The 12347-nt window shown below is 60.3% G+C and carries 17 protein-coding genes; 14 read left to right on the top strand and 3 right to left on the bottom strand.

Features of this window, described 5'->3' with window-relative positions; all coding sequences use genetic code 11:
- Window positions 1-92 precede the first annotated feature (92 nt).
- From JNB88_RS05300 to JNB88_RS05315, 4 genes are all read left to right on the top strand, one after another.
- Window positions 93-1745 carry an acyl-CoA dehydrogenase family protein gene (locus JNB88_RS05300; protein ID WP_220354540.1) on the top strand — a complete coding sequence of 551 codons (1653 nt, stop codon included), beginning with the start codon at window positions 93-95 and terminating at the stop codon, window positions 1743-1745.
- Window positions 1742-2359, top strand: coding sequence for a GNAT family N-acetyltransferase (locus JNB88_RS05305; protein WP_220354541.1), 618 nt, complete (start codon window positions 1742-1744; stop codon window positions 2357-2359). The genes JNB88_RS05300 and JNB88_RS05305 overlap by 4 nt, the downstream gene beginning before the upstream one ends.
- Window positions 2360-2508: 149 nt before the next feature.
- Entirely contained in the window at window positions 2509-3171 is a 663-nt protein-coding gene (locus tag JNB88_RS05310; RefSeq protein ID WP_220354542.1) for a TetR/AcrR family transcriptional regulator, read from the top strand.
- A 301-nt stretch (window positions 3172-3472) separates the two neighbouring features.
- Window positions 3473-3805 (top strand): DUF6105 family protein, encoded by a 333-nt coding sequence (locus tag JNB88_RS05315; RefSeq protein WP_220354543.1) that lies wholly within the window; start codon window positions 3473-3475, stop codon window positions 3803-3805.
- Here the strand turns inward: JNB88_RS05315 and ruvX are convergent.
- The gene (gene ruvX / locus JNB88_RS05320; protein ID WP_220354544.1) at window positions 3742-4236 is read right to left on the bottom strand and encodes a Holliday junction resolvase RuvX; all 495 of its coding nucleotides are present in this window, start codon (window positions 4234-4236) and stop codon (window positions 3742-3744) included. The genes JNB88_RS05315 and ruvX overlap by 64 nt on opposite strands.
- Window positions 4237-4354: 118 nt before the next feature.
- Between ruvX and JNB88_RS05325 the strand changes: the two genes are divergently transcribed.
- The 5 genes from JNB88_RS05325 to JNB88_RS05345 all read left to right on the top strand — a co-directional run bounded on the left by JNB88_RS05325 (window position 4355) and on the right by JNB88_RS05345 (window position 7789).
- Complete coding sequence (locus JNB88_RS05325) at window positions 4355-5059, top strand: metal-dependent hydrolase (RefSeq protein WP_220354545.1); 705 nt, start codon at window positions 4355-4357, stop codon at window positions 5057-5059.
- A gap of 123 nt (window positions 5060-5182) precedes the next feature.
- On the top strand, window positions 5183-5470 hold the full coding sequence (gene gatC, locus JNB88_RS05330) for an Asp-tRNA(Asn)/Glu-tRNA(Gln) amidotransferase subunit GatC (RefSeq protein WP_016553653.1): 288 nt from the start codon (window positions 5183-5185) through the stop codon (window positions 5468-5470).
- Window positions 5471-5524: 54 nt separating this feature from the next.
- Window positions 5525-7006, top strand: coding sequence for an Asp-tRNA(Asn)/Glu-tRNA(Gln) amidotransferase subunit GatA (gene gatA / locus JNB88_RS05335; RefSeq protein ID WP_220354546.1), 1482 nt, complete (start codon window positions 5525-5527; stop codon window positions 7004-7006).
- Window positions 7007-7026: 20 nt separating this feature from the next.
- Window positions 7027-7491 carry a GNAT family N-acetyltransferase gene (locus tag JNB88_RS05340; RefSeq protein WP_220354547.1) on the top strand — a complete coding sequence of 155 codons (465 nt, stop codon included), beginning with the start codon at window positions 7027-7029 and terminating at the stop codon, window positions 7489-7491.
- Window positions 7492-7513: 22 nt separating this feature from the next.
- A complete protein-coding gene (locus JNB88_RS05345; protein WP_220354548.1) occupies window positions 7514-7789 on the top strand; it encodes a hypothetical protein in 276 nt (91 codons plus the stop codon).
- A gap of 39 nt (window positions 7790-7828) precedes the next feature.
- On the opposite strand, the gene JNB88_RS05350 is transcribed toward JNB88_RS05345, so the two are convergent.
- Complete coding sequence (locus tag JNB88_RS05350) at window positions 7829-8086, bottom strand: YjhX family toxin (RefSeq protein ID WP_037127427.1); 258 nt, start codon at window positions 8084-8086, stop codon at window positions 7829-7831.
- Between the two features lie 291 nt (window positions 8087-8377).
- Between JNB88_RS05350 and JNB88_RS05355 the strand changes: the two genes are divergently transcribed.
- The gene (locus tag JNB88_RS05355) at window positions 8378-8884 is read left to right on the top strand and encodes a GNAT family N-acetyltransferase (protein WP_220354549.1); all 507 of its coding nucleotides are present in this window, start codon (window positions 8378-8380) and stop codon (window positions 8882-8884) included.
- On the opposite strand, the gene JNB88_RS05360 is transcribed toward JNB88_RS05355, so the two are convergent.
- Window positions 8881-9192 (bottom strand): DUF1294 domain-containing protein, encoded by a 312-nt coding sequence (locus JNB88_RS05360; protein WP_220354550.1) that lies wholly within the window; start codon window positions 9190-9192, stop codon window positions 8881-8883. The genes JNB88_RS05355 and JNB88_RS05360 overlap by 4 nt on opposite strands.
- A 139-nt stretch (window positions 9193-9331) precedes the next feature.
- Between JNB88_RS05360 and gatB the strand changes: the two genes are divergently transcribed.
- From gatB to JNB88_RS05380, 4 genes are all read left to right on the top strand, one after another.
- Window positions 9332-10834, top strand: coding sequence for an Asp-tRNA(Asn)/Glu-tRNA(Gln) amidotransferase subunit GatB (gene gatB / locus JNB88_RS05365; RefSeq protein WP_220354551.1), 1503 nt, complete (start codon window positions 9332-9334; stop codon window positions 10832-10834).
- A gap of 4 nt (window positions 10835-10838) precedes the next feature.
- Window positions 10839-11342 carry a GNAT family N-acetyltransferase gene (locus JNB88_RS05370; protein WP_220354552.1) on the top strand — a complete coding sequence of 168 codons (504 nt, stop codon included), beginning with the start codon at window positions 10839-10841 and terminating at the stop codon, window positions 11340-11342.
- A gap of 13 nt (window positions 11343-11355) precedes the next feature.
- A complete protein-coding gene (locus JNB88_RS05375) occupies window positions 11356-11817 on the top strand; it encodes a GNAT family N-acetyltransferase (protein ID WP_220354553.1) in 462 nt (153 codons plus the stop codon).
- A gap of 104 nt (window positions 11818-11921) precedes the next feature.
- A complete protein-coding gene (locus JNB88_RS05380) occupies window positions 11922-12320 on the top strand; it encodes an NADH:ubiquinone oxidoreductase subunit NDUFA12 (RefSeq protein ID WP_037127439.1) in 399 nt (132 codons plus the stop codon).
- The last annotated feature ends 27 nt before the right edge of the window (window positions 12321-12347 follow it).

A 12347-nucleotide genomic window follows, 5' to 3' on the forward strand; every position in this document is an offset into this window, starting at 1 on the left:
CTGCAATTTTGCCCGAATTCAACTATTGCAGAGGACAGGGAAATTGTAACTTCCGGTTTCCCTTTGCCTGCCTCTTGCACTAGAAGCGATTCATGACGCCCGCCGAAGAGAAACTTGCCGAACTGAACCAGCCGAGCCTGTGGTCCGGCATCAATGCCTACAGGTCCGATCCGCTGATCGTCGATCTGACAGGCACGCTGCCGCGCGGCATCCGCGATGACCTTGATAGCATGGGCCGATACGTGACCTCGCCGGAGGCGCAGGAACTGGCGCGCATGGCGAATCAGGGCGTGCCGCAACTGCGCACGCATGGTCCGCGTGGTGAGCGGCTGGATGTGGTCGAGTTCCACCCGGCCTGGCATGCGCTGATGCGCCGTTCGATGTCGTCGGGGCTGCATTCATCGGTCTGGGATCCGCAGGCGGATACCGAGGCGAAGAACCAGGCGCATAAGGTCAGGGCGGCACGCTTCTATCTGACGGCGCAGCTGGAATCCGGCCATCTTTGCCCACTGACGATGACCAGCGCTTCGGTCGCGGCGCTTTCGGCTTCGCCGGCCGTGCAGAAGGACTGGGCGCCGAAGATTCTCTCGCGCAAATACGATTCCACCAACAAGCCTGCCATGCAGAAGTCCGCCGTGACGATCGGCATGGGCATGACCGAGAAGCAGGGCGGCACGGACGTTCGCGCCAACACCACGACGGCCGAAAAGGTCAGTGAAGGCATCTACCGCCTGTCCGGCCATAAGTGGTTCATGTCTGCGCCGATGAGCGACGCCTTCGTGATGCTGGCGCAGACGAAAGATGGAATGGGCTGCTTCCTCGTTCCTCGGCTGCTGGAGGATGGCTCGGCGAACGGCCTTCACTTCCAGCGACTCAAGGACAAGGTGGGCAATCGCTCCAATGCCTCCTCCGAGGTCGAGTTCAACGATACGTTCGGCTTCCTGCTCGGCACGCCGGATGGCGGTATCCGCACAATTCTCGATATGGTGACATTGACGCGGCTCGACTGCGCGCTGGCATCCTCGGGCATCATGCGCGCGTCGCTGGCGGAAGCCGTGCATCACACCCGCGGCCGCAGCGTTTTCGGAAAGATGCTGGTGAGCCAGCCGATCATGACGCGTGTCCTGGCCGATATGGCCCTCGATGTGGCGGCTGCGACGGCGCTGTCCTTCCGCCTTGCCGATGCCTTTGACCGGGCACGCGGCAGCGCCGAAGAGGCCGCCTACGCCCGCGTCATGACGCCGGTCGCGAAATACTGGTGCTGCAAGATCGCGCCTGCGCTGATCTACGAAGCGATGGAGTGCATCGGCGGCAGCGGCTATATCGAGGAACGGCCTATCGCCCGCCACTACCGCGAAGCGCCCGTTAACGCGATCTGGGAAGGCTCGGGTAACGTCATGGCGCTCGACGTGCTGCGCATTCTGAACCGGGGCAAGGATCTCTTCGAGACCGTGTTTGCAGGGCTCGCGCGCGATCTCGGTCCGGCAGGCAAGAAGACGATCGACGTGCTTCGTGCCGCCATGGCGCTTTGCGAGCGCGACGAGGGTGCTGCGCGCCTGCTGGTCGAACAGCTGGCGCTCGCCGCCGGCGCCGCCGAGCTTTATCGCCTGGGGGCAGGGCGGATCGCCGACGCCTTCATCGAAACCCGCCTCGCAGGCGGCTGGCGCTCGACCTACGGCATGCTGGATTCACGCTTCGACGCCAGCTACATCGTCGATCTGCTCTATCCGCCGGCAAACTTATGACTGTGCTGCGTCCCGTCCGCGCCGGCGATCTCGAGCAGATTTATCAGATCTCGCTGGTGACGGGCGATGCCGGCAGCGACGCGACCAAATTGCATCGCGATGGCAAGCTGATCGGGCACATCTACTCCGCACCTTACGTCATGCTGAGCCCCGAAACTGCTTTCGTGGCAGAGGACTCCGAAGGCGTCGCCGGCTACATCGTCGGCGTGTTCGATACGGTTGCATTCGAACAGCGGCTTGAACGCGATTGGTGGCCGTCACTTCGTCAAGCCTACAGTGATCCACAGGGCGATCCCGAGAGCTGGGACGCCGATCAGAAACGCATAGCCGCGATCCACCATCCTTCTTCGGCGCCTGCTGCGCTCCTCGAAGCCTTTCCCGCGCACATCCACATGAACCTGCTGCCGCGTTTGCAGGGGCAGGGGATGGGCACGAAGCTCCTCGACCGATGGCTGAAGAATGCAAGGGAGGCCGGCGTCGAAGCCGTCCACCTCGGCGCCAATGCCAACAATTATGGCGCTCTGCGTTTTTGGGGCTCCCGCGGGTTCAGCCGACTTGGCCCGCCATTGGTCGACGCTTCCGACCGAACGGTCTGGTTCGGACAGAGGCTATAAGGACAGGCAGCTAAATGTCACCGTATGGTGACACTTTGAAATCGTTGCCGTCTTTCGCGAACTGTCCACAATCTTTGCAAGACTTGTCCGTTGCCGCTGATCTGTGGCGTTGTTACTCACCGCAAAGTGACAACTGGACCGAATCCCTCATGCTAAACGACCCCATGGTGCTTGCACCCGTTGCCGACGCAATCCGCGTCGAACCCGAAAAGCGCGTCCGCGACCGCGGCGCAACGGAAAAAGCGATCCTGAATGCGGCCAAGTCGTTGCTAGCGGAAGAAGGATTCCAGAATTTCGGCATCAACGCGGTCGCCCGCCGCGCCGGCTGCGACAAGCAGCTGATCTACCGCTATTACGGCGGCTTGAATGGCCTCGTGGAAGCGATCGGCGCCGATCTCGGCAATTGGGTCAAGGACCGCATTCCCGAGGATACTGGCGGCATGTTCCTTCTGACCTACGGCGACCTCATGGAGCGGCTGTCGCTGCTTTTCCTCGAAGCGTTGCGGGATGATCCGCTTGTTCGTCGAATCGTTGCCTGGGAAGTGTCCGAGAACACGGAGCAGGTGAGGCGGCTTTCCGAGGCGCGGTCAAAGGCCCTGGCAACCTGGCTCGATCGCATGCGTGGATCGCTGACGCCGCCGAAGGGTGTCGACGTTGTGGCCGTCAATGCGATTTTGATCGCGGCCATCCAGCATCTCGTTCTCTCCGCATCCGCTGGCGGCCAGTGTGCCGGACTGGCGCTGAAAACGGCGAAGGATTGGGATAAGGCCGCAACGGCTCTGAAACGCATCGTTCGCGGCGTCTACGGCTGAGGGCGGAGCCGGAGCACAGTCTTTCCACAGGCGTCCCGGTGCGCGTTAACCTTAGCAAATGGTTTACGTTGCGCCTTTCCGGTTAAGACGTCAGTTTGCCAGGCAGTCCAAAATGTTGGGTGTCTGGAACCATGGGAACTAAAATCGCGAGAGCCGCGTTTCTTGTTGCCGCGATGATGTTTTTCGCTGTGCTTGCGCTGGATATCGCTGTGCCGGCGCTGGTTTTGGGTTCGATGGCGTTGTCGATATGGGCGGTTTCCCACGAGGGGCTATCCATTCGAAGAGAACGAGAGACGACCGCATGAAGTGGTTCCTGATCTTCTGGGCCGGTCCCATTGTCTTCCTGGCGGGATGGTATTGGCTTTCCTATTACGACATGAATTTCGGCATCTATATGCTCAGCAGGCAGGTGCATGACCTGACCTTCGAGATTTACGGCAAGGTGCTCGGCATTCCGCCGGAAACCATTCCGCCGCTGGTCGCCCGCGCGATCGTCGTGGACAGTCTTGTAGTCTTCGCAATCATTGGGTTCCGCCGACGCAAGGCGATTGCCGCCTGGTGGCGTGCACGTCACGCGTCAAAATCGTCCGATGCCGTTCTGCCGAGCAGCGATAGCCTGTCTAGCGCTCCCTGAAGAATGAAGCTTGCCGCTGCCGAGTCGATCCGCTCGGCACGCTGCCTGCGTGATACGTCCATTTCGAGCAGCGCCCGCTCGGCAGCGACCGTCGAAAGCCGCTCGTCCCAGTAGACGAAAGGCAGATCGGTCTTCTGCTCCATGTTGCGCACGAAGGCTCGCGTCGCCTGAACGCGCGGTCCGGCCGATCCGTCCATATTGACAGGCAGGCCGATGACGAAGGCGGCGACCTTTTCCTTCGCGGCAAACTCCAGCAACGTCGTCGCATCGATCGTAAATTTCTCGCGCTTGATGACCGGCCGCGGCGTCGAAAAACGCCGACCGAGATCGGACATCGAAAGCCCGATCGTCTTCGTGCCGAGATCGAGACCGGCGATCGCCTGTCCCGGCTGCAACGCAGTTGCCAGTTCTTCGATCGTCAGCACCGTCATCGTCGTTTCATCCCCTCAAAAGAAATTGAAGCGGTGACGCTTTTCTTTGCGACCGCATCCGATATGTCCATAGCCAGCAAAACAGGCTTTTGCATCCGATAATCGAAGGAGACATTTTATGAAGATCACTTGGCTCGGTCACTCCGCTTTCCGCATCGAGATTGGGAAGGCGAAAATCCTGCTGGATCCGTTCCTCACGCACAATTCCTCCTTCTCCGGACAGAGCATCAAGGATGTCGCAAGCGGCGTCACCCATATCCTGCTGACCCACGGTCACGGCGATCATGTCGGCGACACCGTCGCGCTCGCCAAGGAGACCGGAGCGGTCGTTCTCGCCAACGCCGACCTTGCGTCGTGGCTGGGCTCGAAGGGGCTGACGAAGCTCGAAATGGGCAACACCGGCGGCACGATTTCGTTCGACGGTTTCTCGGCGACCTTTACCAACGCGCTGCATTCCTCCGCCCAGATCACCGAGGACGGCGTTTCGCATGCCCTCGGCAACGCCAACGGCCTGATGCTGCATTTCGACGAGGAAGCCTCCATCCTCGCCATGGGCGATACCGACATCTTCTCGGACATGGCGCTGATCAATGAACTGCACCAGCCGGATATCGGGCTGGTGCCGGTCGGCGACCGCTTCACGATGGGCGGCGCGGTCGCGGCGCTGGCCTGCCAGCGCTACTTCAACTTCAAGACGGCGATACCCTGCCATTACGGCACCTTCCCGATTATCGACCAGACGCCCGAGAAGTTTGTCTCTGGTATGGATGGATCGAAGACAACGGTAAAGACGCCGAAGCCCGGCGCGAGCCTTTCCTTCTAGGTTACGTCTGCAAAACCGCCCGATTTCGGCAGCGGAATTCTACGCAATCCGAAGGCCATGCCCGTTGCGCACGGCGGGCGTGGCCTTTATAGCGGGTAGGAAAAATCCTATCCGGAGAATACCATGTCCGTCGACTTTGCCACCGTTAAGCGCGTAGCGCGCCTTGCCCGTATTGCCGTCACCGAAGAAGAGGCAAATCGCATGGTGGGTGAGCTGAATGGTATTCTCGGCTTCGTCGAGCAGCTCTCCGAAGTCGACGTCGAGGGCGTCGAGGCCATGACCTCGGTCACCCCGATGGAAATGAAGAAGCGCACGGATGACGTGACCGACGGCAACAAGGCCGCCGATATCGTTTCGAACGCGCCTGTCACCGATCAGAATTTCTTCCTGGTACCCAAAGTCGTCGAATAAGGCATTAGCCGCTTTCCGACCTCCGTTGCCATTCCAGATTTGAAGCGAATTATCATGAGCGAACTCACCAGCCTGACCATTGCCGAAGCCCGCAAGAAGCTGCGTGCCAAGGAGATCAAAGCGACCGAATTGACCGAGGCCTACATCTCGGCGATCGAAGCGGCCAACGAAAAGCTCAACGCCTATATCAAGGTCACGCCCGAGAAGGCGCTGCAGATGGCCGAAGCCTCCGATGCGCGTCTCGCCGGCGGCAAGGGCGGTGAGCTCGAAGGCATCCCGCTCGGTATCAAGGACCTGTTCGCCACCGAAGGCATCCATACACAGGCTTGCAGCCACATCCTTGACGGTTTCAAGCCGCACTACGAGTCGACAGTCACCCAGAATCTGTGGGACGATGGCGCCGTCATGCTCGGCAAGCTCAACATGGACGAGTTCGCCATGGGCTCTTCCAACGAGACCTCCTACTACGGCGCGGTGATTAACCCCTGGCGCTCGGGCGGATCCAACCAGCAATTGGTGCCGGGCGGCTCGTCCGGCGGTTCCGCTGCCGCAGTTGCGGCCCACCTCTGCGCCGGTGCCACGGCAACCGATACCGGCGGCTCGATCCGCCAGCCTGCTGCCTTCACCGGCACTGTTGGAATCAAGCCGACCTACGGCCGCTGCTCGCGTTGGGGCACGGTAGCCTTCGCGTCCTCGCTCGATCAGGCCGGCCCGATCGCGCGCGATGTGCGCGATGCCGCGATCCTCTTGAAGTCGATGGCGTCTGTCGACGCGAAGGACACGACTTCTGTCGACCTGCCGGTCCCGGACTACGAGGCTGCACTCGGCCAGTCGCTGAAGGGCATGAAAATCGGTATTCCGAACGAATACCGCGTCGATGGCATGCCTGAGGAAATCGAAACGCTCTGGCAGCAGGGCATTGCCTGGCTGAAGGATGCCGGCGCCGAGATCGTCAACATCTCGCTGCCGCATACGAAGTACGCCCTGCCGGCCTATTACATCGTCGCTCCGGCGGAAGCCTCCTCGAACCTTGCCCGCTACGACGGCGTCCGCTACGGCCTGCGGGTCGATGGCAAGGACATCGTCGACATGTACGAAAAGACGCGTGCTGCCGGCTTCGGCAAGGAAGTCAAGCGCCGCATCATGATCGGCACCTACGTTCTGTCCGCAGGCTACTACGACGCCTACTACATCAAGGCCCAGAAGGTTCGCACGCTGATCAAGCGCGACTTCGAACTGGCGTTCAACGCCGGCGTCGATGCGATCCTGACGCCCGCGACTCCGTCGTCGGCCTTCGGCGTCGCCGACGAGAACCTCGCCTCGGATCCGGTCAAGATGTACCTCAACGACATCTTCACCGTGACGGTGAACATGGCCGGGCTGCCGGGTATTGCCGTTCCTGCGGGCCTGGATCACAGCGGCCTGCCGCTCGGTCTGCAGCTGATCGGCAAGCCCTTCGACGAAGAGACGCTGTTCAAGACGGCGCACGTAATCGAGCAGGCGGCAGGCAAGTTCACGCCCGCCAAGTGGTGGTAAGCGAGCTTACAATCCGGAGAATGACCGTCGCCGACCATCACATGGTCGGCGAAGTCGGTTTCGCGGCATGGAAATCCAGCAGTGCCGAAGAGGCCGGCTTCAGCCAGGCACACGTCATCGAACGTGCTCGCAATGCATTCTTCGATTACCCTGTTGCTGCAAAAGGCGATGTCGTCGTCGCTGAACTTGAAGGCAGGGTGGTCGGTTGGGGCGCTCGAGAAAACGAGCCCGATTACATATCGGATATCTGGATTGATCCGATCCACCAAGGCCGTGGTATCGGCTCCGCCCTTGTTCGTCATTTCCTTGCATGCATTATTGCCGACGGGTTCAACTTCGCAAAAATTGACACGCGAGCTAGCAATGTGGGCGCGATCCGACTTTATGAGCGGGCCGGCTTCTCAATCGTTTGGCGTGGCGAGAGGTTCGATGCGGGACTCGGAATTTCGCTCGAAAAGGTGCATATGGAGCGGCACTTCGGCTAAGCCGCAATCTCGGGAGGGGCTTATGTCCAAACAGGATCTGACTGATATGATCGAGGCGCTCGATCGCCTCGCAGCGGTGGGGTTCGTCATGGGCGCGGAGTGGCAGGCGGTGCACGAGATCTGCCAAGCGCATGAGGGCGAGGTGCCTTTCGACTGGGGACATGCGATCTGCCATCGAATCGAAGGCGACGACTGGAATGCTGACTATTGGTACCGCCGCGCTGGAAAACGCCGCGGGACCGGCACCATGGCCGAGGAATGGTCGGTGATGAAGGCAGCGCTTGCAGCCTTTCGGTGAAGCCGCGCGCCGGGACAGCGCGCGGCTGAATGTCAAAGGCTACCTGTTATCCTGCTCCGCTCTCACGAGAACCAGTCCTCGCTCGGTAATCCGATAGGGCTTCCCGCCCGAGGATTTGATCGCCCGCTTCTGCTTCAATTTGCGAAACAACTCGAGGCCAAAGCCGGGATAGACCCAGCCGTCGCGCGTGAAACACTTCACTGTCTCGATTTTCCTGTTGTCGTCGCGTTCGATTTCAATGCGGCCGCCCTGGGCCAATAGGTGCAGGATGCGCTGCTCCGTGCGTGAAATATCCATGGATATGTCGATCCGGTATGGCGCCGACTAGGCGCGTAAAAACGATCTGGCGTCCCGGGGGACGTCATGGCTTCGCTTTTTTCGGGCCCATGCGCGCAGAAAGCCTGCGGGCAGGGCCTCTACCGGGTCTCAGAGGATGAGTTCAACATGCGGCCTTGATACCGGCTGGACGGCATTCCGTCAAGTTTTGCAACCGGTGGAGGATCTTTGCACCGTGCCTCGCGCTCGAAACATGAGGCTTGGATAACCGGGTGATTCGGTGCTTTACTCAGCGCAACGTCGGAGGTGCCGTTGATCCACATTCGCAATGCCCGGGAAGGCGAAGCGGAGCTTTTGAGCGAGATCGGAGTAAGGGCCTGGCAGAAGGCGATGGCATCCATCGGTGAAGGAGATGCCATGGTCGATGCCGCGCGAAGCGCGTTCTTCAACTTCGTTGCGGGGAGCTGGATCACCGTCACCGTCGTCGAATGGAACGGGCATGCGGCAGGATGGGCGGCGCGCGAAATGCTCGACGAGAAGATCTCGGACTTCTGGATCGATCCTGCCTTCACCGGTCACGGTCTTGGGACCGCACTCTTGCAGGATATCGAGAAAGACATAGCCGAGCAGGGCTTCGATACGGCAATGATGCAGACGCACTCGGGCAACTCCGAAGCGATCGGCTTTTTCCTGAAGCGTGGGTACGCAATTCATTGGCTATCGATTGCCTACAATCCCAAGCTCGATCGCGATGTCCCGTCGGTCGGATTGTCAAAGTCACTGGAATCCGGGGCCGACGGCACCTACGGCCTGCTTTAAAACGGGCCTTCCAGGGTGAAGTAGCTGAGAGCGCTCGATAGCAAGAGCGCCGCCACCATCACATGCAACATGACGATAGCCCTCAGGAACGACCGGAACGGTTCCTTCTGCGTTTTGTGCCGAAGAAGCCTTTGCGCACAAACAGCCCCCACGCTGCCACCGATGAAAGCGAGCGTGAGCAAGGTCCTCTCACTGATCCGGCGCCGACGATAGCGGGCAGCCTGCTTGTCGAGGAAGTAGATCGAGAACACGAAGGCATTCAACGCCACGAAGAGCCCGGTGATCTTGAGAATATCAATCGCTGTCATTCAAATCACGCTAGAGCCATTGCGTTAACATGCACCAAACCGCCCGGCTTGCTGCGACGCACAGCCGAAAGCCTTGCACCCGCAGGCCATTTCCGTTACCTCACCAGTTGAAAAGAACAGCCTTAAAAAGAGCATCCCAATGACCATTGTCGACGTTCGCACGCCTGATCCGAAACGCTTCATTCCCGGCGCCACTGGCGACTGGGAAGTCATCATCGGCATGGAAGTCCATGCGCAGGTGCTGTCGAACTCGAAGCTGTTCTCGGGTGCAGCAACGGAATTCGGCAAGCCGCAAAATTCCAACGTCTCGCTCGTCGACGCGGCCATGCCCGGCATGCTGCCTGTCATCAACGAGGAATGCGTCAGGCAGGCCGTCCGCACGGGCCTTGGTCTCAAGGCGCAGATCAACAAGCGCTCGATCTTCGACCGCAAGAACTACTTCTATCCTGATCTGCCACAGGGCTACCAGATCTCGCAGTTCAAGGACCCGATCGTTGGCGAGGGCAAGATCATCATCTCGCTCGGCCCGGATCGTCAGGGCCAGTTCGAGGACATCGAGATCGGCATCGAGCGCCTGCATCTGGAGCAGGACGCCGGCAAGTCGCTGCATGACCAGCACGCCACTATGTCCTATGTCGACTTGAACCGTTCGGGCGTCGCCCTGATGGAAATCGTTTCCAAGCCTGACATGCGCTCCTCGGACGAGGCCAAGGCCTATATGACGAAGCTGCGCTCGATCGTGCGCTACCTCGGCACCTGCGACGGCAACATGGACGAAGGCTCCATGCGCGCCGACGTCAACGTCTCCGTCCGTCGCCCGGGTGAAGGTTTCGGCACGCGTTGCGAAATCAAGAACGTCAACTCCATCCGCTTCATCGGTCAGGCGATCGAATACGAGGCCCGGCGCCAGATCGGTATCCTCGAAGACGGCGGTGCGATCGAGCAGGAAACCCGTCTCTTCGACCCGAACAAGGGTGAAACGCGTTCGATGCGCTCCAAGGAAGACGCACACGACTACCGCTACTTCCCGGATCCGGATCTTCTACCGCTCGAATTCGACGATGCCTTCGTCAAGGCTCTCGAAGTCGACCTGCCGGAACTGCCCGACGACAAGAAGGAGCGCTTCGTGCGCGAACTCGGGCTCTCGATCTACGACGCTTCCGTTCTGGTCTCGGAGAAGGCGATCGCCGACTATTTCGAAGCCGTCGCCGAAGGCCGCGATGGCAAGGCAGCCGCCAACTGGGTCATCAACGACCTGCTCGGCGCCTTGAATCGTACCGGCAAGAGCATCGAGGAGACTTCTGTTTCGCCGGCTCAGCTTGGGTCGATCATTGACCTGATCAAGGCGGAGACTATCTCAGGGAAGATCGCAAAGGACCTGTTCGAAATCGTGCTGAACGAGGGCGGCGATCCTGCCGAGATCGTCGAAGCGCGCGGCATGAAGCAGGTGACCGATACCGGCGCGATCGAACGTGCGGTCGACGAGATCATCGCGGCCAATCCGGATCAGGTCGCAAAGGTCCAGGCCAAGCCGACGCTTGCCGGCTGGTTTGTCGGTCAGGTGATGAAGGCGACCGGCGGCAAGGCAAACCCGCAGGCCGTTCAGGCCCTGGTAAAGGCAAAGCTCGGCATCGAGGAGTAAGGTCGTGTATTTCGTGCGCACCGCCAGCGAGCGTGATCTCAGCAGGATCCGCACCTTGCTGGATGAAGGATTTCGCGCGACCTACGCTGGCCTCTACGGCGAAAACAAGGTGAGCGAACTCATCGAGCGCCTCTTTTCGCCGGCGGCGTTGCAGACGAGACTGGCAAAGAAGAATGCCGAGTTCCTTGTCGCGGACAATGGGAAGAACATTGGCGGCATCGGTTATGCCGCCATGTCGGATGAAATGACGAAGACCGTCATGCTTCATCTGCTCTATGTCCGGCCCCCGCTACACCGCCAGGGCATTGGGCGCGAGATCTTTGCCGAGCTGGAAACCTGTTTTCCCGACGCCGAGATCATGCGCCTTGAGGTCGAGCCACGGAACACGACGGCAATCGCCTTCTATCACGCCCACGGCTTCGAAGATGTCGGCCGCAATGAAAACGACGGACCGGGGCAATCCGGCATCCCGACGCTGATCCTCGAAAAGCCTCTCGAACAGCAGTAGGTCGCACCCCCTCATGAACGAGATCACCATTCGCGAGGCGCGGAGCGCCGACATCGCCGCGCTCGTCGCCATCTTTGCTGCCGATGAACTCGGCGGTCATGGTGATACGACAACACCGGAGGCGTTCGGCGACTACCTCAAGGCTTTCGACCGGATCGTCTCCTCGCGGGACCAGACGCTTTACGTTGCCGAACGCGACGGGCAGGCCGTCGGAACCTTTCAAACGATGATCGTGACGTCCCTGGTCGGGCGCGGCTCGTCGTCGATGATTATCGAGGCGGTGCAGACGCGCAGCGATATGCGGGGGCAGGGTATCGGCTCGCAGATGATCGAATTCGCCATCGCGGAGGCAAAACGTCGCGGCTTGCGCCTCGTTCAACTGACCTCGAACGCCGGTCGCAAGGATGCACACCGTTTTTACGAGCGCCTTGGCTTCAAGCAATCGCATCTCGGCTTCAAGATGGCCCTGAAATGAGCCTGTGTGGCTTTGGAATCACTGGACAATGCGCCTCGCTAGCGGCATAAGCGAGGGATCAAATTCTGGTCCCGCTCGCCGTTTGGCAAGCTCAAGGAAAAGACATGAAGAATCTCCTCGTGCAAATCTTCACCTGGTGGAACGGTCAGACGATCGGTACGCGTTTCGCGACCTGGCGTTTTGGCAAGCGCGTCGGTGAAGACGAATTGGGTAACGTTTATTACGAAGGCGGCACGTCGTCCTATGGCCTGCCGAGGCGTTGGGTGATCTACAAGGGCTATGCGGAAGCCTCCGCAATTCCGCCCGGCTGGCATGGCTGGATGCATCACCGCACGAACGTTCCGCCGACCCAGGAGAACTACGTAGCCAAGGAATGGCAGAAGCCGCACCGGGCGAACCCGACCGGTTCGCCGCAGGCATATCGCCCGCCCGGTTCGCTGGTCGTTCCAGGTGAGCGTCCGCGTGTTACCGGCGACTATGACGCCTGGACGCCCGGCAACTGAGCGGTTGCCGCCGGCCCCGCTTTTAGC

Origin of the sequence: Rhizobium cauense (assembly GCF_019511525.1) — a bacterium.
GTDB lineage: Bacteria > Pseudomonadota > Alphaproteobacteria > Rhizobiales > Rhizobiaceae > Rhizobium > Rhizobium cauense.

What these genes read in the sequence shown, in the direction of transcription:
- JNB88_RS05300 (WP_220354540.1), top strand. Translation starts at nt 93, where the DNA reads ATGACGCCCGCCGAAGAGAAACTTGCCGAACTGAACCAGCCGAGCCTG.
- JNB88_RS05305 (WP_220354541.1), top strand. Translation starts at nt 1,742, where the DNA reads ATGACTGTGCTGCGTCCCGTCCGCGCCGGCGATCTCGAGCAGATTTAT.
- JNB88_RS05310 (WP_220354542.1), top strand. Translation starts at nt 2,509, where the DNA reads ATGCTAAACGACCCCATGGTGCTTGCACCCGTTGCCGACGCAATCCGC.
- JNB88_RS05315 (WP_220354543.1), top strand. Translation starts at nt 3,473, where the DNA reads ATGAAGTGGTTCCTGATCTTCTGGGCCGGTCCCATTGTCTTCCTGGCG.
- ruvX (WP_220354544.1), bottom strand. Translation starts at nt 4,236, where the DNA reads ATGACGGTGCTGACGATCGAAGAACTGGCAACTGCGTTGCAGCCGGGA.
- JNB88_RS05325 (WP_220354545.1), top strand. Translation starts at nt 4,355, where the DNA reads ATGAAGATCACTTGGCTCGGTCACTCCGCTTTCCGCATCGAGATTGGG.
- gatC (WP_016553653.1), top strand. Translation starts at nt 5,183, where the DNA reads ATGTCCGTCGACTTTGCCACCGTTAAGCGCGTAGCGCGCCTTGCCCGT.
- gatA (WP_220354546.1), top strand. Translation starts at nt 5,525, where the DNA reads ATGAGCGAACTCACCAGCCTGACCATTGCCGAAGCCCGCAAGAAGCTG.
- JNB88_RS05340 (WP_220354547.1), top strand. Translation starts at nt 7,027, where the DNA reads ATGACCGTCGCCGACCATCACATGGTCGGCGAAGTCGGTTTCGCGGCA.
- JNB88_RS05345 (WP_220354548.1), top strand. Translation starts at nt 7,514, where the DNA reads ATGTCCAAACAGGATCTGACTGATATGATCGAGGCGCTCGATCGCCTC.
- JNB88_RS05350 (WP_037127427.1), bottom strand. Translation starts at nt 8,086, where the DNA reads ATGGATATTTCACGCACGGAGCAGCGCATCCTGCACCTATTGGCCCAG.
- JNB88_RS05360 (WP_220354550.1), bottom strand. Translation starts at nt 9,192, where the DNA reads ATGACAGCGATTGATATTCTCAAGATCACCGGGCTCTTCGTGGCGTTG.
- gatB (WP_220354551.1), top strand. Translation starts at nt 9,332, where the DNA reads ATGACCATTGTCGACGTTCGCACGCCTGATCCGAAACGCTTCATTCCC.
- JNB88_RS05375 (WP_220354553.1), top strand. Translation starts at nt 11,356, where the DNA reads ATGAACGAGATCACCATTCGCGAGGCGCGGAGCGCCGACATCGCCGCG.
- JNB88_RS05380 (WP_037127439.1), top strand. Translation starts at nt 11,922, where the DNA reads ATGAAGAATCTCCTCGTGCAAATCTTCACCTGGTGGAACGGTCAGACG.